General features: G+C 59.8%; 16 protein-coding genes. 12 read left to right on the forward strand and 4 right to left on the reverse strand.

Features of this window, described 5'->3' with window-relative positions; all coding sequences use genetic code 11:
* Position 1 precedes the first annotated feature (1 nt).
* The 3 genes from BLP23_RS07790 to fdhA all read left to right on the forward strand — a co-directional run bounded on the left by BLP23_RS07790 (position 2) and on the right by fdhA (position 2885).
* Complete coding sequence (locus BLP23_RS07790; RefSeq protein ID WP_092584339.1) at positions 2 to 733, forward strand: glutathione S-transferase; 732 nt, start codon at positions 2 to 4, stop codon at positions 731 to 733.
* Positions 734 to 743: 10 nt separating this feature from the next.
* Positions 744 to 1559: a non-homologous end joining protein Ku gene (gene ku, locus BLP23_RS07795; RefSeq protein WP_092584340.1), complete on the forward strand. Its 816-nt coding sequence runs from the start codon at positions 744 to 746 to the stop codon at positions 1557 to 1559.
* A 135-nt stretch (positions 1560 to 1694) separates the two neighbouring features.
* Positions 1695 to 2885 (forward strand): formaldehyde dehydrogenase, glutathione-independent, encoded by a 1191-nt coding sequence (gene fdhA / locus BLP23_RS07800; protein WP_092584341.1) that lies wholly within the window; start codon positions 1695 to 1697, stop codon positions 2883 to 2885.
* A gap of 68 nt (positions 2886 to 2953) precedes the next feature.
* Here the strand turns inward: fdhA and ligD are convergent, their stop codons facing one another.
* From ligD to BLP23_RS07820, 4 genes are read right to left on the reverse strand one after another with little or no spacing between them, the layout of a single operon-like run.
* Complete coding sequence (ligD, locus tag BLP23_RS07805; RefSeq protein ID WP_092584342.1) at positions 2954 to 5458, reverse strand: DNA ligase D; 2505 nt, start codon at positions 5456 to 5458, stop codon at positions 2954 to 2956.
* 2 nt (positions 5459 to 5460) lie between these two features.
* Positions 5461 to 6303 carry a non-homologous end joining protein Ku gene (gene ku / locus BLP23_RS07810; protein ID WP_092584343.1) on the reverse strand — a complete coding sequence of 281 codons (843 nt, stop codon included), beginning with the start codon at positions 6301 to 6303 and terminating at the stop codon, positions 5461 to 5463.
* A gap of 18 nt (positions 6304 to 6321) precedes the next feature.
* Positions 6322 to 6552, reverse strand: a complete 231-nt coding sequence (locus BLP23_RS07815; RefSeq protein WP_022716614.1) for a DUF2188 domain-containing protein — start codon at positions 6550 to 6552, stop codon at positions 6322 to 6324.
* A 15-nt stretch (positions 6553 to 6567) separates the two neighbouring features.
* On the reverse strand, positions 6568 to 6834 hold the full coding sequence (locus BLP23_RS07820) for a hypothetical protein (protein ID WP_092584344.1): 267 nt from the start codon (positions 6832 to 6834) through the stop codon (positions 6568 to 6570).
* Positions 6835 to 7455: 621 nt separating this feature from the next.
* Here BLP23_RS07820 and BLP23_RS07825 point away from each other — a divergent pair.
* The 9 genes from BLP23_RS07825 to BLP23_RS07865 all read left to right on the forward strand — a co-directional run bounded on the left by BLP23_RS07825 (position 7456) and on the right by BLP23_RS07865 (position 18597).
* Positions 7456 to 8811, forward strand: a complete 1356-nt coding sequence (locus BLP23_RS07825) for a peptidoglycan L,D-endopeptidase MepK (protein WP_233426655.1) — start codon at positions 7456 to 7458, stop codon at positions 8809 to 8811.
* Positions 8812 to 9047: 236 nt separating this feature from the next.
* Positions 9048 to 10097 carry a L,D-transpeptidase family protein gene (locus BLP23_RS07830; RefSeq protein WP_092584346.1) on the forward strand — a complete coding sequence of 350 codons (1050 nt, stop codon included), beginning with the start codon at positions 9048 to 9050 and terminating at the stop codon, positions 10095 to 10097.
* A gap of 279 nt (positions 10098 to 10376) precedes the next feature.
* On the forward strand, positions 10377 to 10808 hold the full coding sequence (locus tag BLP23_RS07835; RefSeq protein WP_092584927.1) for a ParB N-terminal domain-containing protein: 432 nt from the start codon (positions 10377 to 10379) through the stop codon (positions 10806 to 10808).
* The gene (locus BLP23_RS07840; protein WP_092584347.1) at positions 10805 to 12178 is read left to right on the forward strand and encodes a Y4yA family PLP-dependent enzyme; all 1374 of its coding nucleotides are present in this window, start codon (positions 10805 to 10807) and stop codon (positions 12176 to 12178) included. Before BLP23_RS07835 ends, BLP23_RS07840 begins: the two co-directional genes overlap by 4 nt.
* A complete protein-coding gene (locus tag BLP23_RS07845) occupies positions 12179 to 13189 on the forward strand; it encodes a PLP-dependent cysteine synthase family protein (RefSeq protein WP_092584348.1) in 1011 nt (336 codons plus the stop codon).
* Complete coding sequence (locus BLP23_RS07850) at positions 13186 to 14325, forward strand: NAD/NADP octopine/nopaline dehydrogenase family protein (protein WP_092584349.1); 1140 nt, start codon at positions 13186 to 13188, stop codon at positions 14323 to 14325. The genes BLP23_RS07845 and BLP23_RS07850 overlap by 4 nt, the downstream gene beginning before the upstream one ends.
* Complete coding sequence (locus BLP23_RS07855) at positions 14325 to 16211, forward strand: IucA/IucC family protein (RefSeq protein WP_092584350.1); 1887 nt, start codon at positions 14325 to 14327, stop codon at positions 16209 to 16211. The genes BLP23_RS07850 and BLP23_RS07855 overlap by 1 nt, the downstream gene beginning before the upstream one ends.
* The gene (locus tag BLP23_RS07860; RefSeq protein ID WP_092584351.1) at positions 16208 to 17437 is read left to right on the forward strand and encodes an MFS transporter; all 1230 of its coding nucleotides are present in this window, start codon (positions 16208 to 16210) and stop codon (positions 17435 to 17437) included. The genes BLP23_RS07855 and BLP23_RS07860 overlap by 4 nt, the downstream gene beginning before the upstream one ends.
* Positions 17434 to 18597 carry an ABC transporter substrate-binding protein gene (locus tag BLP23_RS07865; protein ID WP_092584352.1) on the forward strand — a complete coding sequence of 388 codons (1164 nt, stop codon included), beginning with the start codon at positions 17434 to 17436 and terminating at the stop codon, positions 18595 to 18597. The genes BLP23_RS07860 and BLP23_RS07865 overlap by 4 nt, the downstream gene beginning before the upstream one ends.
* The last annotated feature ends 113 nt before the right edge of the window (positions 18598 to 18710 follow it).

The raw sequence follows: 18710 nt of genomic DNA on the forward strand, positions 1-18710 counted from the left end.
GATGGCATACGAGCTTTATTACTGGGACGGCATCCAGGGACGGGGGGAATTCGTCCGCCTGTCGCTGGAGGAGGCGGGCGCCGAGTATGTCGACGTCGCGCGCGAATCCGGCAGCGGCCGGGGAACCAGCGCAATGACGAGCATCATGCGAAGCGGCTCAGAACCGCATATCCCGTTTGCGCCTCCCTTTTTGAAAGACGGCGACCTCATCATCCCGCACGTGGCCAATATCCTGCTTTATCTCGGGCCGAAGCTTGGTCTGGCGCCTAAGGAGGACGGCTTGCGCTACGTGTTGAACGGCTTGCAACTCACGATTACCGATTTCGTCGCCGAGGTGCATGACACACATCATCCGATCGCCACCTCGCTCTACTACGAAGATCAAAAGGACGAGGCAAGGGCGCGCTCGGCCGAATTTATCAAGGAGCGCATGCCGAAATTCCTCGGTTATTTCGAACGCGTGCTGCAGCAGAACCCGCAAGGCCCGCAACATATCCTCGGCGATGCGCTTACCTATGTCGACCTCTCGCTCTTTCAGATCATTGAGGGCCTGAACTATGCCTTCCCCAAGGGCATGGCAGGTTATCAGGCGAAATACCCGGCGCTATCGGCCCTGCATGATGCAGTGGCCAGGCGCCCGAACATCGCCGCCTACCTGAAATCGGAGCGGCGCATCGCTTTCAACGAGGATGGCATCTTCCGGCACTATCCGGAACTCGACAACGCGGCTTAAGGAGATGGCCATGGCGCGGCAGACTTTCTGGAAAGGCTATCTCAAGCTGTCGCTCGTCACGGCGCCAGTCTCGCTGACGCCGGCCACGACCGAGAGCAACAAGGTCCGCTTCCATGTTCTCAATCGCAAGACCAGCAACCGGGTCGAAAGCCGCTATGTCGACAGCGTCACCCACAAGGCCGTGTCCGGAAAAGAACAGGTCAAGGGTTATCCGAAGGGCGAGGACGATTACGTCATTCTCGAAGACGACGAGATCGAGGAGGTCGGGCTCGAAAGCACCCGCACCATCGACATCGACACTTTCGTGCCGCGCGGCTCGATCGACTGGATCTGGTACGACAAGCCGCATTTTCTGGCGCCGGAGGACAAGGTCGGTATAGAGGCCTTCTGCGTCATTCGCGAAGCGATGAGGGCAAACAACGTGGTCGGCATCGCAAGGCTGGTGCTTTATCGCCGTGAAAGGGCGGTGCTTCTCGAGCCTCAAGGCAAGGGCATCATCCTCTGGACGTTGCACTACGGCAACGAGGTCCGGGAGCCGGTCGCACACCTCGATATCGACACCAAAGTCGACAACCAGGTGCTCGCCATGATGAAGCGCCTTGTCAAGGAAGAGACAAAAGAGTGGAATGTCTCCATGGTGCAGGATCCGATTCAGAAGCGGTTGAAGACAATGATCCGCAACAAGACGAAGAGCCTCAAGCAGGCTGCGCCCGCAAAGAAACGGCCCGCTATCAAATCGACCGGCAATGTCATCAACATCATGGACGCCCTGAAGAAGAGCTTGGCCGCCGAAGGCGAAAAGCCGAGGTCGCCGAGATCTCACTGAGGGCAGCGGCCATTTCCGGCCCCAAATCGTCGTAAACGGAACGGCGCGCCCGCCATTCTGCACTAATCTGTTCGAAGCAGCCGGGATGGGAGGAGCCATGCTCGGTTGGTCACATTTTCAACGGAGGAGATGAAAATGAGCAAGAACCGAGGCGTCGTCTATATGCGGCCCGGCAAGGTCGAGGTCCGCGACATCGACGATCCGAAACTGGAAGCGCCGGATGGCCGCCGCATCGAGCATGGCGTCATCCTGAAGGTAATCTCCACCAATATCTGCGGCTCCGACCAGCATATGGTCCGCGGCCGCACGACAGCCATGCCCGGTCTCGTTCTCGGCCACGAAATTACCGGTGAGATCATCGAAAAGGGCGTCGACGTCGAAATGCTGAGCGTCGGCGATATCGTTTCCGTGCCCTTCAACGTTGCCTGCGGCCGCTGCCGCTGCTGCAAAGCCCAGGACACCGGCGTCTGCCTGACGGTCAACCCTTCGCGCGCTGGCGGGGCTTATGGCTATGTCGACATGGGCGGGTGGATCGGCGGCCAAGCCCGCTACGTCATGATCCCCTACGCCGATTTCAATCTGCTGAAACTTCCCGATCGCGACAAGGCAATGGCGAAGATCCGCGATCTCACCATGCTTTCCGATATCCTTCCGACGGGCTTCCACGGCGCAGTGCGCGCCGGAGTCGGCGTCGGCTCGACGGTCTATGTCGCAGGCGCCGGTCCGGTCGGCATGGCAGCTGCCGCTTCCGCGCGCATCCTCGGCGCGGCCGTCGTCATGATCGGCGATTTCAACAAGGATCGTTTGGCCCATGCCGCAAAGGTTGGCTTTGAACCGATCGACCTTTCCAAGAGCGACCGCCTCGGCGACATGATCGCTCAGGTCGTCGGCACCAATGAGGTGGACAGCGCCATCGACGCCGTCGGCTTCGAAGCCCGCGGTCATTCGGGCGGCGAACAGCCGGCAATCGTGCTCAACCAGATGATGGAGATCACCCGTGCAGCCGGTTCGATCGGCATTCCGGGCCTCTACGTCACCGAAGATCCAGGCGCCGTCGACAATGCCGCAAAGCACGGCAACCTCTCGCTCCGTTTCGGCCTCGGCTGGGCAAAGGCACAATCCTTCCATACCGGCCAGACGCCTGTCCTGAAATACAATCGTCAGCTGATGCAGGCGATCCTCCACGACCGCCTACCGATTGCCGACATCGTCAATGCCAAGGTGATCTCGCTGGAGGATGCTGCGCAAGGCTATGAGAGCTTCGACCAGGGCGCCGCCACCAAATTCGTGCTCGACCCGCACGGCGAAGTTGCAAAAGCAGCCTAGGTGCTGGAACCAACCCATTGTCAGTCTCTCCTCCGCGGGAGAGGCTGACGGCAGGCCACTGCCAGGGGCTAACGCTTCTTCTTTTTCTCAAGCGGCTTTGCTGCCGCAAAGAACCCGTCCCACGGGTCCTTCGGCAACGCATCGAGCCGCGACGGCGCGTTGTCGATGGTGAAATGGGCCGGGCCGATGTCGGCGGTGAGTTCGGTCCATTCCAGCGGCATCGAGACGGCCGCTCCTGGCCGGGCACGCGTCGAATAGGCGGCGACTGCGGTGTTGCCGCGGCCATTGCGCAGGTAGTCGATGAAGATCTTGCCTGTGCGTTCGGCTTTCGTCGCCTTTGCGATGTAGCGGTCCGGGCTTTCTGCGGCCATGGTGTCCGCCAGCCGTTTCGCAAAGGCCTTCACCTCCGCCCAACCTGCTTTTGGCTTCAGTGGCGTGACCACATGCAGTCCCTTGCCGCCGGAGGTCTTGACGAAGCCGGCAAGTCCTTCGGCCTCCAGGCGCTCTTTGATCTCGCGGGCGGCAGCGATGACATTATCCCACGCAACCTCGTCGCCCGGATCGAGGTCCATGGTGATCATGTCCGGTTTCTCCCAATTGTCCGTCGTCGCGCCCCAGGGATGAATTTCGAGCACAGCCGATTGCACGAGGGCTACCAAACCATCGAAATCGGCAATCCGCAGCAACTTTTCTCCGCCCCTGTCCTTCGGGTCCGTGATCTCATCGATATTCTCGTTCATGCCCTTCCAGGCGTGTTTCTGGAAGAAACGCTGATGTCCTTCAATGCCATCTGGCAGACGCAGCAGAGCCAAAGGACGATTGACCACGTAAGGCTCCATGAAGCGCCAGACCTGCGCGTAATAATTGGCAAGTCCTTCCTTGGTAACGCCTTCATCCGGCCAGTAAATGCGATCCGGATGGGTCAGCGTCACGTGCGATTTCGGCAGGCTTTTTGCGGTCGTCTTTTCCATCTCGCGCACCACGTCCTTCGCCAGTTTGTCCTCGCGCAAACCGCGGAAAGCGGCGTGGCGCAGGTTACCATCGGCGGACCACGCGCGAAATTCCACCTCCGCGACCAGCTCCGGCTTCACATAAATAAGCCCGCGCCGTTCCTCCGACGTCAGCTTACCGTCAAAACGACTCCCCTTCTCTTCGATTTTGGAAAGCCGCTCATAGAGATCCCGGGCCACCATGGCTGTGTAGCCGGTGCCGACACGTCCGACATGATTCAGCTTGCCATTATCATAGTAACCCATCGCCAACGAGCCGATCGCATTCTTCATGGAAGTCGATGGCACATATCCACCAATGACAAGCTCCTGCCGGTGCGAGCACTTGGCCTTGATCCAATCGCCATTGCGGCCGGACGTATAGGGGCTGTCGCACTGCTTGGAGATAATGCCCTCCAGGCTCAGCCTGCAGGCGTGATCGAAAACCAGGCCGCCGTTCTGGTTGAAATGCTCGCTGAAACGCAGCTTGTTTTTTCCGCCAAGCAACATTTTTTCAAGCAGCCTTTTGCGCTCCATCAAACGCGCGGCGCGCAGATCACGGCCGTCAAGATACATCAGATCAAAAGCGTAGAAGATGAAGCGATCATAGCGTCGCTCGCTCAGGTCCTGCTGGAGCGCGGAAAAATCGGAAGCGCCGGTATCTCGCTCTACCGTCACCTCCCCGTCGATAATCGCCGATTGGATTGGCAATGCCATGAAGGCGTCGACGATGTCGCTGCCGAACTTTTCCGTCCAGTCGAGCCCCGTGCGGGTCAGCATCTTCACCTTTCCCTTTTCGATCCGGACCTGCAGCCGGTAACCATCGAATTTGATCTCATGGATCCAGCCGTCGCCGGCCGGCGGCCTGGCCTTCAGCTTGGCAAGTAACGGCTCCACAAAATCGGGCATCGCCGCTTTCTTAGAGCCTTTTGGCCAATCATGGACATGCGGTTCAACCTTCTTTGTCCCTGCCGTGACAGTCTTGTCGCCGCCCTTGGGTTTGGAATTCCAGGTATCGGTCGGATTCTTGGCGACCTCTTCAATCCGCCGCCCGGTCTTTGCCGATTCCGGCCGTTGTTCCAAAATGTCTTTGCCGTCGTGGCGCGCCTCGGCGTCATCTCCCTTGATCAGCAACCAGTTCTCATGCCTTTCACCCGCGCGCCCGTGCATTCGCACCAGATGCCAGCGTCCTTTTAGCTTTTCGCCATCAAGCTCGAATTCGATATGGCCCTTTCGATAGGCCATCTTTGCATCGCCGAGCGGCGTCCAGGTGCCACGATCCCAGATGATCACAGTACCGCCGCCATACTGCCCCTTCGGGATGATGCCTTCGAAATCGCCGTAGGAAAGGGGGTGGTCCTCCACGTGGACTGCGAGACGCTTGTCCTCCGGATCGAGGCTTGGTCCCCGGGTCACGGCCCAGCTTTTCAAGACGCCGTCCATCTCCAGCCGGAAGTCATAGTGCAGCCGCGTGGCATCGTGCTTTTGAATAACGAAACTGTTTTTCCGACTGCGGCCTTTGGCGCCGCGCGGTTCAGGGGTGATCCTGAAATTGCGTTTTGCCTGATAGGTCTCGAGCGGCATAGTCAGCCAGCTTTCTTGCGACGGCTATCGGAGGCAGGGCGCTGCGTGCCTTTCGCAGGCGCTTTCTTTTCACTCAGCTTGGCACTCTGGCGCAGCGCCTCCATCAGATCGACAACCCTGCCCTCCGGCTTCGGCTTCCTCTTCGGCAGCGCCCTTCCCTCGATCTTGGCCTTCACCAGTTCGGTCAGCGCCGCCTCGTAGCGATCCTCGTATTCGCTCGGCTCGAACACGCCCTTCTTCGTACCGATGATATGACCGGCAAGCTCGAGCATCTCCTTGTCGAATTTGATGTCCGGAATGTCCCTGAAGATCGGATCGGCAGAACGAACCTCGTAGTCGAAGTTCAACATCGTCGCGATGACGTAGTCCTCACGCGGGCGGATCAGCAGGGTCCGGTTGCGCCGGAAGAGCACGGCCTCGGCAAGCGCTGCCACTTTGTTTTCACGCATGCTCCTCGCAATCAGGCGCAGCGCCTCTTCGTCATTCTCATCGACAGGTGCAAGATAGTAAGGACGGTCGAAATAGAGCTTGTCGATTTCATCGAGAGCAATGAAGCTCTGGACGTCCATGACCTTGTCGCTCTCGGGCATGACATTGGCAATCTCGTCGCCTTCGATGACGATGTATTCGCCATTGTCCATCCGGTAACCCTTGACCTGATCCTCGCGCTCCACAGGCTTACCGGTCTCGCTGTCCACGAACTGACGCTCGACGCGATGGCCAGTCTTGCGGTTGATGATATTGAAGGAGAGCCGATCCGATGCGGAAATTGCAGTATAAAGCCCGACGGCGCAGACAAGGTCGCCAATCTTCAGATGACCCTTCCAGCTTGCCCGCGCTGCCATCCCCGTCTCCTGTATCGATCAGAGCCTGCTTCCGCTCTTGTCCGTTTCAAGCGGCACAAACCGCCAGCCGCCGTCCGGAGCCGGAAAAGCCAGCGTAGCGTCGCCGTCGCCGATCTTCTGGCGGGACGCTGCGCGTTTGGCGTGATTGATCGCTTCTTCGACGGTCGCATAGGTTTCGGAAATCGTGCCGCCGAGCTTGTATGCCCAGCCTTCGTCATGCGGCACAATCTGATAGGTAATGTCGACCATAATCCTGTCCTCTCTTCAGTCGTCATCGCGTGGCGCAGCTTTGCGGCGCTCGTCCAAGGCGATGATCTTTTCGACGGATGCGATGTCGTCACTGGTAACGGGCCGCACGGGGTCAGCAGCGATCGCTTCGAGCACTTCGTCTGAAAGCGCGCCGTTGCGGATCACCCATTCCAATGTTTCACGCGTTTCCCGCTCTGCCTTCAGCTGCGCATAGAGCGCCACGATCAGCCGGTCGCGGGGATCGAACCCGCTCTTCGGCGCCATGTTCCGGATGTTCGGCATGCAGGTGGCCCTTCAAGATTTCTCCTGATCAAAGCTTTTCAACTGATTACAGCCCGAAAAGTTCCGATATTTCAGCATCAAAGCGCGACTGGGCCACGTTTGGCTGCGGATCACCTGTCCCTGGAAAGGCAGGTGCCATGATTAAAGTCCATGATGAAGCCGGCTTTTCCGGCGAAAGGTTCTATGACGCAGCATGCTCGGAAACGAAGGGCGGCGGGATCCGGTTTGTTACCTAGCCCATCTTCTGACTTGAATCCCTGCCCATCCTTCGGCCTCTGCTGACACACAACCGGTTCCTGAGCGGCACTGAGGCTGAGGAGCTGCAGTTTCGGACCTGGAAGTCGTCGAGGCGTCGAAATCTGGCAGCCAACGGTCTTCGTGAACGCAAAGCCGCTCACGAGATCGGTCCGAGGACTGCACGATCTGTCAGGCCCAAGCCAGAAAAATGGAGACGGCATTCGCGTTTGACAAAGCTGGCCGTCATCGGATGGGCCCGCAGCTCCGATTCACCGAGCCTAAGCATCCTTCTGTTAGGAATTTGTTGACCATAAAGTGGTTCTACTGAGCACGATGGATGCGGACATTCCCGCACGTCGTCGAGTGTTTTTGTGTAAGGCGGGATTGTTCGTGTCGAAATATCCAGTGAAAGGGTTCTGGGGTGGAGTATCGCACGGCGCGGTCGCCGCACTCCTTTCGCGTGCAGGACGGCTCGTCGCGCATGCCACCCTGCGAGCTCTGGTCGCGCTTCCTGCGCTTATCGGTTCTGCATCCTTTGCCTCCGCGGAAGATCGTACGCTGAAGCTGTTCTTTACTCATACGGGCGAAAGGGCCACGATTACCTACAAGCGCGACGGGAGGTTCGATCCAAAGGGCCTGTCCCAGATAAATCGGTTTCTGCGCGACTGGCGAAGGAACGAGCCGACCCGGATGGACCCCCGGCTGCTTGACCTGGTCTGGGAGGTGTACAAGCGCAGCGGCGCAAAGGACTACATCCACATCGTCTCCGCCTACCGTTCTCCGGCCACCAATAACATGCTTCGCAACCGTTCGCGCAGTACGGGTGTCGCCAAGAAGAGCCAGCACATGCTTGGCAAGGCGATGGACTTCTACGTCCCAGGTGTGAAGCTTTCGACGCTGCGTGCCCTTGCAATGCAGATGCAGGCCGGCGGTGTCGGATATTATCCGACATCGGGATCGCCGTTCGTGCATCTCGACGTCGGCAACGTGCGGGCTTGGCCCCGCATGTCTCGGCAAGAACTTGCTCGAATATTCCCGAACGGGCAGACGATGCATCTTCCGGCCGATGGCCGGCCGCTGCCGGGATATAACCAGGCGGTTGCGAACTATAAGAAGCGCGCCGGCGCCGCCTCCATCCAGATCGCCAGCGCCGCTGGAGAAGACGATGACGCAGGAACCTCGGGCCGCGACACGATAGGCAACAGCCTCGTGACGGCGCTCCTGCCCACGCCGAAAAGCCGCGCATTGAATGCGCTGGCCCTGCAGACCGACGCGGCCGAGCGGGACGACGAACGGTCCCCCCTGGATCTTTCATCGTTCCCGATCCCGATACCGGCAATGCGGCCAGCAGACTTGGGGGCCGACGCCAGGCTGGAGCTTGCTTCGATTGGCCCAATCGGCGTGCTTCCGGATAAACGGACATCTGCATTACCGACCTATACCAGCTTCAAACCTTTCGCTGCCGCACATCGCGCCTCACAAGAGGACGCAAACGTGATCGCCTCCCTGCCAATGACTGCCTCCTTTGAGGAGGCAGATCTATTCGGATCGATTTCAGACGCGGCGCTGATGAATTGGGCGCTGCATCCCCCCGGCGCGGTGATTGGAATGAGAGCGCCTCGCGTTTCCCGCCGCACGGTTCAGCATAATCCGGATGCCGCATCCGGTACGAACATCATTCCGGTCGCCGCCACTGACCGGTTCGACGCCGACCGGTTTGCCTCACCCCCCGAGGGCTAAGCGCATTTGTTATCGCGGCGGCTGTGATCCTCCGCAGGTCTTCCCCCGTCGGCCCTTGGCTGCGGAGATCCGGCCCGCCCCCTCGAACTGCAGGAAGGCCGACATCCATATCCTTCGTCCACCTTCCCCGTCGAATTCCGAAACGGACTGGGATAAGAAGTGACTGCCGCTGTCTTTGTCTTCCCGGCAAAGAGCCACCTCGAGGTACCGCGCGATGCCGCCCCGGAAGACAAGACATGAATGATACCAAACCCTGTCCCAGTCCTCTTGACCGCCTGTCACGCCTGCGAGGCGTCGTGCCGGCCGCCGTCATGATCCTGATCGCGACGGCGACCAGCGGCTGCGTGCAGACGGCGCTGGACGATCTCGGCGACGCTACTCCTCAAATCTCGACCAAGACAATGGCGGAGATGCGCAAGAAGAAAATGTCGCCTCAAAGCCCGGTGCTCGTTCGAACCTTCAAGGAGGAGAGCGAGCTGGAGGTGTGGAAGCAGGACGCCACGGGACGTTATCGCCTGCTGAAATCCTTCCCGATATGTCGGTGGTCGGGCAAGCTCGGACCGAAGAAGACCGACGGCGACCGCCAAGCTCCCGAAGGCTTTTATACGGTGAGCAAGAGCATGCTGAACCCTAAGTCCCAGTACTACCTTTCCTTCAACCTGGGTTACCCCAACAGGCTCGAATCCGCCCTTGGATACAGCGGCACGGCGCTGATGGTGCATGGTGCGTGCTCCTCCGCCGGCTGCTACGCGATGACTGACCAGGGCGTCGCCGAGATCTATGCCATCGTCAATGCCTCGCTGGGCGGGGGCCAAACATCATTCCAGGTTCAGGCGCTCCCCTTCCGTATGACGGCGAAAAACATGGCCGAACACAGAAGCGACCCCAATTTCGACTTCTGGAAGACATTGAAGTTAGGATATGACGCCTTCGAGGCGACGAGGACAGAACCCAGGATTTCCGCATGTGGGGGAAAGTACGTCGTTAACGCCGAGTTTCAGGGAGGCGATCCAGACGATCCGTTGGCCGCGTGCCCCGCGCGCATCGACACGCTCGATCCTGCAGTCGCCGCCAGGATAAAAACGGAAGATGCCGAGCTTGCCGCGCTGCTAAAAAAGGACGGCCCTTCTCATCTGACAGCCTATGTCGACGGCGGCATGCACCCAAGCTTTCGTGCGCTTCTCAAGCAGAACGGCCCTGAGAAGCTGGCAGAGAAGATTTCCAACATCGACTATCCCGTAAGCCGGCCGGATGCAGCGCTGGCTGACCCTTACGAAAAGGACTGATTTCAGCCGCAGCTTCGCTTGTCATGCCCGCGAAGTATTGCGCAACGGCGAACGGCCTCTTTCGTCGCTACCTCCGAGGCTTGTCTCGTTTTGGAGAAGATGGATGCACGGCCTTTAGGAAATCGGTAACGCTATCAGGCGTTCTCTAACTCTTGTAGCAATCGGTCATTGAAGGCGCTGTTGACGCCGCAATCACGGCTAGTTATAGCGGCCATATTCTTGAGTCACAAACTCAAGATATAATATGTGATGCAAAAAGCGAGCATGAGGCCGGACCGCATGGAATATTGCCTTCTCTCCCCAGCACGATTGATCCCGACCGAAGAGGTGAATTTCGACAGAGTCGATGCATTACAAGCCCAAATCCTGAAAGTAGGTGCATGGACCGCACCAATAACGGCAGAAAAAGATGCCCTGTTCGTCATGGACGGCCATCACCGACTGACGGTTGCACATCGCCTAAAGCTCGCCAAGATACCCGTGGTCCTTCTCGACTACAATTCAGTGCGGTTGGAAAGTTGGCGCCCGGGTGAGGAGATCACCCCTGCGGAAATCTTCGAAATGGCGCGCAGCGGCCGCAAGTTTCCCTACAAAACAACACGGCACATCTTTGCCCAGGGCGTGCCGACATGCGATGTCCCTCTTGAGCTTTTGTGCAAGCCCGCTTCGTCAGAAATGGCGCCTCTACGCGCTTCCGGGGCGCTGTCATGACGTTGCATTGCCACAAGATCGACTCTGACCTGCCGCCGATTTTACGATCGGCGACTGCGGACCTTCTCACCCGGCACGATCCCCTTCTTCCCGACTGGGTTGCCCGTTTCGGCTCACCGCTCAATTTGGTCTGGCCGGACGCATTGCAGGACAACTTTGCGGCGTTGAAAACCGTGCTGACGGAGGGCGGCGTCGAGCATGCGATCTATTATGGAGTGAAAGTCAACAAATCCCCCGGCCTCATGCAGGCGGCGCTCGGCTCAGGCGCTGGACTCGATGTCTCCAGTCTTTATGAACTTCGCGACGCAAGGCGGCTTGGGGCCAATGGTGCAAGGCTTGTGGCGACCGGGCCGGCCAAGACGGGCGCATTCCATCAAGAGCTCATTGATTGCAACGCGCTGATATCGGTGGACTCTCCCGAGGAGCTGGAAGAACTGGTCGTTCGCTTGCCAGCGCATGCCAGTCCGCACCCGGTCCTCCTGCGGCTTCGGCCGAGGGATCAGAGCAAGAGCCGTTTCGGCATGCCGGCGGAAACCATCATTCCTTGCCTTGCCCGTATTGCACGGGAAAGCAGATTGCGCTTCGACGGGCTGCATTTCCATCTCAGCGGATATGACTGGGGGACCCGCTTGGCAGCACTGAACGAGGCCGCTGAACTCATTGCCGAAGCGCGGGCCATGAGACTTTCTCCGCGCATGATCGACATCGGTGGGGGCTTGCCAGTACAATACGTCGATCAGTTGAAATATGAGGCACATATCGCAGCCCAGACGCCTGAGGACTATCGTACCGGAAAAATCCCGGCCTCGTTCTATCCCTACGGCAGCGCTCTTGCAGCACCGGATTGGCTGCGCCGCCTCTTGCAGGCTGAGATGAGCCAAGGCCGCAGCGTCGCGACCTATTTTAGGCAGGAGCGGCTCGTTCTGGCAATGGAGCCGGGCCGCGCCTTGGCGGACCAGTCGGCCATTACGGTCGTTCGGGTAACGCGCGTGAAATCCCTCGATGCGGGCACGTACGTCATCTTCGTTGAAGCCAGCAGCTTCAGCGCCTGCGAAACCTGGTTTGCCTCCGAGTTTCTGGTCGATCCTATTCTCGTGCCAACCGCCAGACCGCTCTCCGTGTCTTCCCCAATCCGGGCCTATCTTGCCGGACATAGTTGTCTGGACGAGGACGTTCTCAGCAACAGGTGGTTGACTTTCCCCGTCACCCCGCAAGCGGGAGACCTCCTGGTCTTCGCCAATACTGGCGGTTACCAGATGGATCTTCTCGAAAACGAATTCCACCGCCACCCGATGCCCGCCCGCCTATGCGTCGTCGGGGACGCCAAAGGGCATCCCATCCTCATTCCCGACACAGTCGAAGAGGTTTAAATGCTGCACACGACCGTAACGCAATTGATCGGCCAGACTCCGGTAATGTCGATTGACGTGCCGAACCGCCAAGCCATCTTGGTATTGAAGATAGAGAAGAACAATCCCGGCGGCTCGATGAAGGACCGCATGGCGCGCAGCATGGTTGTCGCCGCTCTCGAAGATGGGCGCCTTGCGCCGGGAGGCACCATCGTCGAATCATCCTCCGGCAATACTGGCACCGGCCTTGCGCTCGCTGCACTGGAGTTCGGGCTGCGCTTTATCGCAGTGGTGGACCATCATGCGGCACCCGACAAAGTCCGCATGATGCGGGCGCTCGGCGCCGAGATCCGCTACGTCGAAGGCGATTTTCGCGAGGACGAAGTTGCCGTCGTCGAGCGACAAAGGCTGGCCGCACAGCTAGGAGCCCAGCTTCCAGGCGCGTTGTTCATGAACCAATCCGACAATCCGGCAAATCCGGAAGGCTATGCCGGTCTCGTCGACGAGTTGCTGACCCAACTCCCGGACGGCATTGATGCCTTTGTCGGTTGCGTCGGGACAGGCGGCTCTATGACTGGGATCTCCCAACGCCTCAAGCGCCACAACCCGGCCGTGCGCACGATCGCGGTCGAGCCGGCAGGATCGATTGTCTTCGGCAAGCCTGGGCATCCCTACTATCAATCCGGAACGGGAACGCCGGCAGGTGACGAGGTCGGTAAAGTGCTGGACTATGGCTGCATTGACGAGGGCGTCCAGGTGACGGACACCCAAGCCTTCGAGACGGCGCGCTACATCGCACGGAGCAAAGGACTGCTGGTGGGCGGTTCAACGGGCGGCGCCATCTACAAGGCGCTGGAGCTTATCGCCGCCGGCAAGCTGACAGGCACGGTCGTGACGACGGTCGCGGATGGCGGAGAGAAATATCTGGCTTCGATTTTCGATGACGAATGGATGGCAAAGCGCCGCCTTCTCGACCCGGCAATCTCCATCCAGCTGGATGGCTGGCTCTCCGGACGGGCGCGCGCAGCATGAAGGTAACCATTTGTGGCGCTGGCCGCACGGGCCACTTGAACGCGGTTCTTTTCAAGCAGGTTCCAGGCATTGAGGTTTCTGTCCTGACCACCTCCAACACGGTCGCCGGGCGGTGGGCAAGTGGCGACGATCTCTGGCAAGCACGGACCCGGGACGATCACATCTTGAGCGCCAGGCCCGACCATGTCGGAACCGACCCTGCCAAGGCGCTTGAGAATGCCGATATGGTCGTCATAACGCAGCCAGCCCAGGCGAGACCGGCACTCTTGCATCGAATCGCGCCGCATTTGCCTCGGGAGAAGAGCGTGTATGTCGGAGCTATTCCCGGCTTTTGTGGCTTCGATTGGCTCGCGGCAAAAGCGCTTTCAGGATGTGAGAATGTAGTGATCTGGGGCATGAAGGACGTGCCCCACATCGCCTTCGACCTGGTCGCGGGGCAGAAGGTGCGAATGGGTGGGGCCAAAGCAGAACTCTTTGTCGCTCTTCATCGTCGCGAAAGCGCTGCCAGCGGCGCCGGACTCACGGCAATGTTGAATAGCCTCTACGTGGCGCCCGTCACCCTTTTGCGAGACTACCTTGAGATCACTTTGACCCCGGGCAACGCACTGATGCATCCCGCCATCCTTTACACCCTCATCGGCCCTGGAGCACCCTTCGAGAACAGGCCATTCAACGAACCCCTGTGCTGGTGGAGCGATTGCCCCCAAGCAGGCGCCGAGCTCCTGGAAGCTTGCGACGCGGAGAATCAGGCGATCCGGCGGGCGAGTGAGGCGCGTCTCGGCATTGATTTGAGTTCCGTAAAGCCGCTTCAGCAGGAACTCGTGGAGGCCTATGGGAACCAGATCGCGGACGACCGGACTCTGTACACGCTTCTGCGCACAAATCGCGCCTATGCGGGCATCCGTGCGCCCCTCGTTGCCAACCCATACGGTCCGGGACTCATCGTCGATCGTGAAAGCCGCGCCTTCCATGAGGATATCGCCTTCGGACAGGCCTTGCTCGTCACAATGGCAGAACGGCTCAATGTGGCGGTTCCCGCCATTGCCAAAACCTATCAATGGGCGCGCGACTATCATGGCGGATTGGCCGACGGAGCGCTCGACTATGTACCATCTGACTGGCCGGAGGCAGCTTAATGGACGAGAACACTTCTTCCGCAACGGATCAAATTGCGACAGGTGAGACAGAGCTTGTGGAGAAGGCGGCATGCAACGCGATCAACCGCCTGGTCCGCTGCCTGTTCGCGGAACGTCTGTTGGATCCGAATGCATTGTTGTGGGCTCGTGACGGCAGGCAGGCTTGGATTCCCCTTTGGGTTTCGCGGCGTGTACTGCATTTTACCGACCTTTACCTTGCGCCGGCCGGAACATTTCAAAATCGCGGGCAAATCGAAGTGCTGGACGGAACAGGCATCCGATGCAGGATCGATGGTCCCGCCGCCCTGATGCGGGAGGTTGCGCCGTCTCTCGCGCATACACCTGCGTCCGACGGACTACAGCACCTGCTCCGCGACGTGGACGATAGCATGCGCAACGACGTTCTCGCACGGCGCCATCGGGAACGCTGGAGCGCCGAACTACGCCAGAAAATCGCTGAGGCCGGTGCATCAGGTTTCCTTGCCTATCTCGAAGGAAACCTGCCGCCGCACCTGGCTGCCATGGCCCTCGACCAATGGGGTGCGCTTGAGGGCCACCCCTTCTATCCGACATGGAAAGCAAAGCCCGGCCTGCCGCCCGAAGACGTTATCGCACTATCGCCGGAGTTCGGCGCCCGTGTGCGTCTTCGCATCGCCGCGTTGCGCAGCGACTGGGCCTATGTGGAGAAGATGCCGCATGTCGAAAGCTATACGGAATGGTTTTCGAAGAACTTCCCCGACTTGTGGCAGGACTGGAGCGATGGCCTGAAAGAGCGCGGGAAACGACCTGAAGACTGGCTTCCTTTCCCTGTCCACGCATGGCACCTGAAGAATTTTGTGCATCGCGAATTCGCGCCCGAGATCTCGGCGGGTGTTTTGGACCCGGAAGGCCCGGAGATCGTGACGCTGCCGTCCATGTCGTTTCGCACGATGCTGCCGGAGACAGGGGCACCGAGGCCTTTCATCAAGCTGCCGGTAGCAATCTGGATGACGAGCGAGCAGCGCACGCTGCAGGCCAAATCCATCCATATGGGCCCCCGCCTCAGTACGCTGATTACCGACATTCTGTCGAAGGAGGAAGATCTCAAAAATGAGCTGGAGATTTTCACCGAAGAGGTGGGCGCCATTCTGCATCATCCGGACACGGGCGACGAGCATCCCGGCCGTTTCCTGTCGGTGGTCTATCGCAGCACCGATGCCTTGGCACGCGGCGATGGCATGCTGCCTGTAACCGTCGCGGCGCTGCTGACGGCAAGCCCGCTGGACGGCAACCCTCTCATCTGCGAGCTCATCGCCAGAAATGGCAACGAGAGCGAGGCGGCGGTTGCCGCATTCTTCCGCGCCTATGCGCGCACCGTCGTCCGCCCGGCGCTCGCCATGTATCTTCTCTACGGAATTGCTTTCGAGGCGCATCAACAAAACAGTACGATTCTCTTCGACGATCGCGGCCAGCCGCGGAAACTGCTGATCCGCGACTTCGGCGACGGCCGCAGTTTCGCGCCGCTCTTCAAGGAGCGCGGTTACGCCCTGAAGCCGTTCAGCCGCAAGGGGATTCTGCCGACGACATTTGACGACGACATCAGTCTCGTCCGCTCCTTCGTCATCGATGCCTGCTTTGTCTGCCACCTTCATGAGATCGCCCTTTGCCTAACCGAGCATTATAAGCTTTCCGGCGACCTTCTATGGCACATCATGGGGGAGGAGACAGAAGGGGCGTTCCAGACGCTGCGGCCCCGCATGCTGTCTGATGCGTTCTGGCTTGCGGAGCGCGAAGCTTTTGTTGAACAGTCTTGGCCGACCCGTTCGGTCCTGCGGATGCATCTGGAACGCTATCGCGATTATCGGCTCGAACACCAATTGCCCAACCCGCTGGCGGGGGCGCAATGACCAGTGCAGTCGCCGTCCTGCGCGGCTTCGGACCTGTCTTCGCGCTGCTGTTCGCCCTGCAATTCATTTCCATGGGCGCCATGGAAATGAGCGGCCCCTTCTGGCCGATCCAGATCAAGGCGTTGAGCACTTCCGGAAGCATCTTCGGTCTCGCCGGAATCGGCGTCTATGTATGTCCGATGCTCGGCGTATCGCTGACGAGCGCCTTTTGGGGGCGCATGGGCGACCGCTACGGCAATCGGCTGATGATGGTCCGCGCCTTGGCGGGCCTGGCAGTCACGCAACTACTTGTCGCCTTTGCGAACGATGTGTGGACCATTCTGGCTTTGCGCTTCCTGCAGGGGGCGTGCGCCGGCTATATCGCCCCGGCCCAGGCCTATAGCGTGCAGGTCACCGGCGGGCGCGATCGCGCGCGTCTCTTCGCCTGGCTCCAGGTGGCAACCAATGTCGGCTCTCTTGGTGGCGCCTTCCTGGGTGGCCTTATCCTTGATGCCTTGCCGTTCGCGGCCGTCAATCTCACCGCCGGCGTGATCTGTGCGCTCTGCGCCATTGTTGCCTTGGGTAGCTTGCCGGTACCGCCAGGAGGGGCGGGCTTCAAGGGTCCGGCAAAGCGGAGCACGGCGGGTCTTGCGCCATCGGACGGCTTATCCGTGCCCGGACTCCTGGCACTGATGGGGATACTGCTGACAAGCAGGATGGTCCTGCAGGTCCCGTTTTCGCTCTTCATGTCGGAGGTCTACGGCGCTCATCATTGGATCACCGGCTTAAGCTACGGGCTCATGGCGCTCGGTTTCGTGGTCACCGCACCCCTATGGGCACGGCTCTTCGAGGATCGCGCGCCGTCCTATGTACTCGGATGGAGCGTGTTGATCGCAGCCGGCTGCCTCGCGGTCACCGGTTTTGCCGGCTCGACCCGTGCCATCGGCCTTTTCGCTGCGCTCTATTTCGCTTGGGGCGCGCTCCTTGGAGGAACGACGCCAGTGCTGCTGTCCCTCGTTTCGGCAGCCACGCAAAGCGACCGGCAGGGATCGGTCCTGGGGCTCGCGCAGAGCTGCCAGCAGATTGCTTCGGTCGTCGGGATCATCGCCGGCGTTGTTGCAACGCAACGGTACGGTCTCGAAATCGCATTCCCGCTCGTTGCGAGCCTTTATGGCCTATCTTTTTTAGTGGCGCTCGGCCTATGGCTCAAATCGCGCCCGTCATCCGACAAAGGAGAATTATCGTGAGGAGACACCGTTCGGCCTTGCGTGCCGTGATCGCGGCTTTTGTGTTGATTGCACTAAGCCCGGCGATCATATTCGCCGGCGAACAGGCAACGCAAGCACCGATCACTGTCACCGACATCGCCGGCCGTGAGGTGACAGTGAACGCGCCGGTCAAGCGGATTCTCCTTGGAGAGGGGCGGCAGCTTTATCTCATCGCCTCGCTCGACAAGGAAGACCCGCTGGCCCGCGTCGTCGGATGGCGCAATGATCTGGTCGAGGCCGATCCCGCCACCTACGCCCAGTATCTCGACGCCTTTCCCCAACTGGCGAAGCTTCCTGCCTTCGCAGGAAAGGAGAATGGGCTGATCGACATCGAATCGACCATCGTCCAGAAGCCCGATGTGGTCCTGCTCAATCTCGAAGCGATGAGGGCCAATCAGGACGTCAACTATATCGAGAGGCTGGCGGAGCTGAAGATTCCGGTCCTCTATATCGACTTCCGTCATGCCCCGCTGAAGAACACCGAACCGACCATTCGCCTCCTTGGCAAGATCATGGCGCGCGATACGCGTGCGGAAGAGATTATCGCTTTCCGGCATCAGGCCATGTCCCGCGTGACCGATGTGCTCGCCCGTGCCAAGCCGCAACGCCCGAGCGTGTTCGTCGAACGGATCGGCGGGTATGCCGATGATTGCTGCCTGTCATTTGGTGCGGAAAACTTCGGCAAATATGTCGAACTTGCCGGCGGCCACAATATCGGCAGCGACTTGCTCCCCTCCACCTTCGGACAGATCAACCCCGAGCAGGTAATCGCCGCCGATCCTGAGCAGGTGGTGGTTACCAGCGCCGACTGGGAAGCCTATGTGCCAGGTGGCAAGTGGATCCCGCTTGGCCCGGGCGCCGATCCCGAGGTGACCCGCAAGAAGCTTGAATGGTTCACCACCCGTAGCGCCTATACGGGCATCGCCGCGCAGAGGACGCAAAATTTCCACGGTATCTGGCACCAGTTCTACAACAGCCCCTACGAGTTCTTTGCGGTCCAGCAACTGGCGAAATGGTTCCATCCGGACCTGTTCGCCGATCTTGATCCGGACGTGACATTTGCGGAATACCACCGCCGCTTCCTGCCTATCCCCTATCGGCCGGGCTATGCCGTCAGCCTTTCTGACAGGGCGAACTAGACAGGAACCAGCCGCGCAATTGGCTTTCCGCAGGCGAGGCTCGCGATACTAGGAGAGCCTCTCCTTGTCTCTTCTTTGTCCGCAACGCAAGCTGAAGCGAAGATTGCTTCCCC

Source organism: Rhizobium mongolense subsp. loessense, from assembly GCF_900099775.1.
In the GTDB taxonomy this organism is placed as follows: Bacteria; Pseudomonadota; Alphaproteobacteria; order Rhizobiales; family Rhizobiaceae; genus Rhizobium; species Rhizobium loessense.

Excerpts from the sequence above, each read along its gene's own strand:
- BLP23_RS07790 (WP_092584339.1), top strand. The coding sequence starts at position 2 with ATGGCATACGAGCTTTATTACTGGGACGGCATCCAGGGACGGGGGGAA.
- ku (WP_092584340.1), top strand. The coding sequence starts at position 744 with ATGGCGCGGCAGACTTTCTGGAAAGGCTATCTCAAGCTGTCGCTCGTC.
- fdhA (WP_092584341.1), top strand. The coding sequence starts at position 1,695 with ATGAGCAAGAACCGAGGCGTCGTCTATATGCGGCCCGGCAAGGTCGAG.
- ligD (WP_092584342.1), bottom strand. The coding sequence starts at position 5,458 with ATGCCGCTCGAGACCTATCAGGCAAAACGCAATTTCAGGATCACCCCT.
- ku (WP_092584343.1), bottom strand. The coding sequence starts at position 6,303 with ATGGCAGCGCGGGCAAGCTGGAAGGGTCATCTGAAGATTGGCGACCTT.
- BLP23_RS07815 (WP_022716614.1), bottom strand. The coding sequence starts at position 6,552 with ATGGTCGACATTACCTATCAGATTGTGCCGCATGACGAAGGCTGGGCA.
- BLP23_RS07820 (WP_092584344.1), bottom strand. The coding sequence starts at position 6,834 with ATGCCGAACATCCGGAACATGGCGCCGAAGAGCGGGTTCGATCCCCGC.
- BLP23_RS07830 (WP_092584346.1), top strand. The coding sequence starts at position 9,048 with ATGAATGATACCAAACCCTGTCCCAGTCCTCTTGACCGCCTGTCACGC.
- BLP23_RS07835 (WP_092584927.1), top strand. The coding sequence starts at position 10,377 with ATGGAATATTGCCTTCTCTCCCCAGCACGATTGATCCCGACCGAAGAG.
- BLP23_RS07840 (WP_092584347.1), top strand. The coding sequence starts at position 10,805 with ATGACGTTGCATTGCCACAAGATCGACTCTGACCTGCCGCCGATTTTA.
- BLP23_RS07845 (WP_092584348.1), top strand. The coding sequence starts at position 12,179 with ATGCTGCACACGACCGTAACGCAATTGATCGGCCAGACTCCGGTAATG.
- BLP23_RS07850 (WP_092584349.1), top strand. The coding sequence starts at position 13,186 with ATGAAGGTAACCATTTGTGGCGCTGGCCGCACGGGCCACTTGAACGCG.
- BLP23_RS07855 (WP_092584350.1), top strand. The coding sequence starts at position 14,325 with ATGGACGAGAACACTTCTTCCGCAACGGATCAAATTGCGACAGGTGAG.
- BLP23_RS07860 (WP_092584351.1), top strand. The coding sequence starts at position 16,208 with ATGACCAGTGCAGTCGCCGTCCTGCGCGGCTTCGGACCTGTCTTCGCG.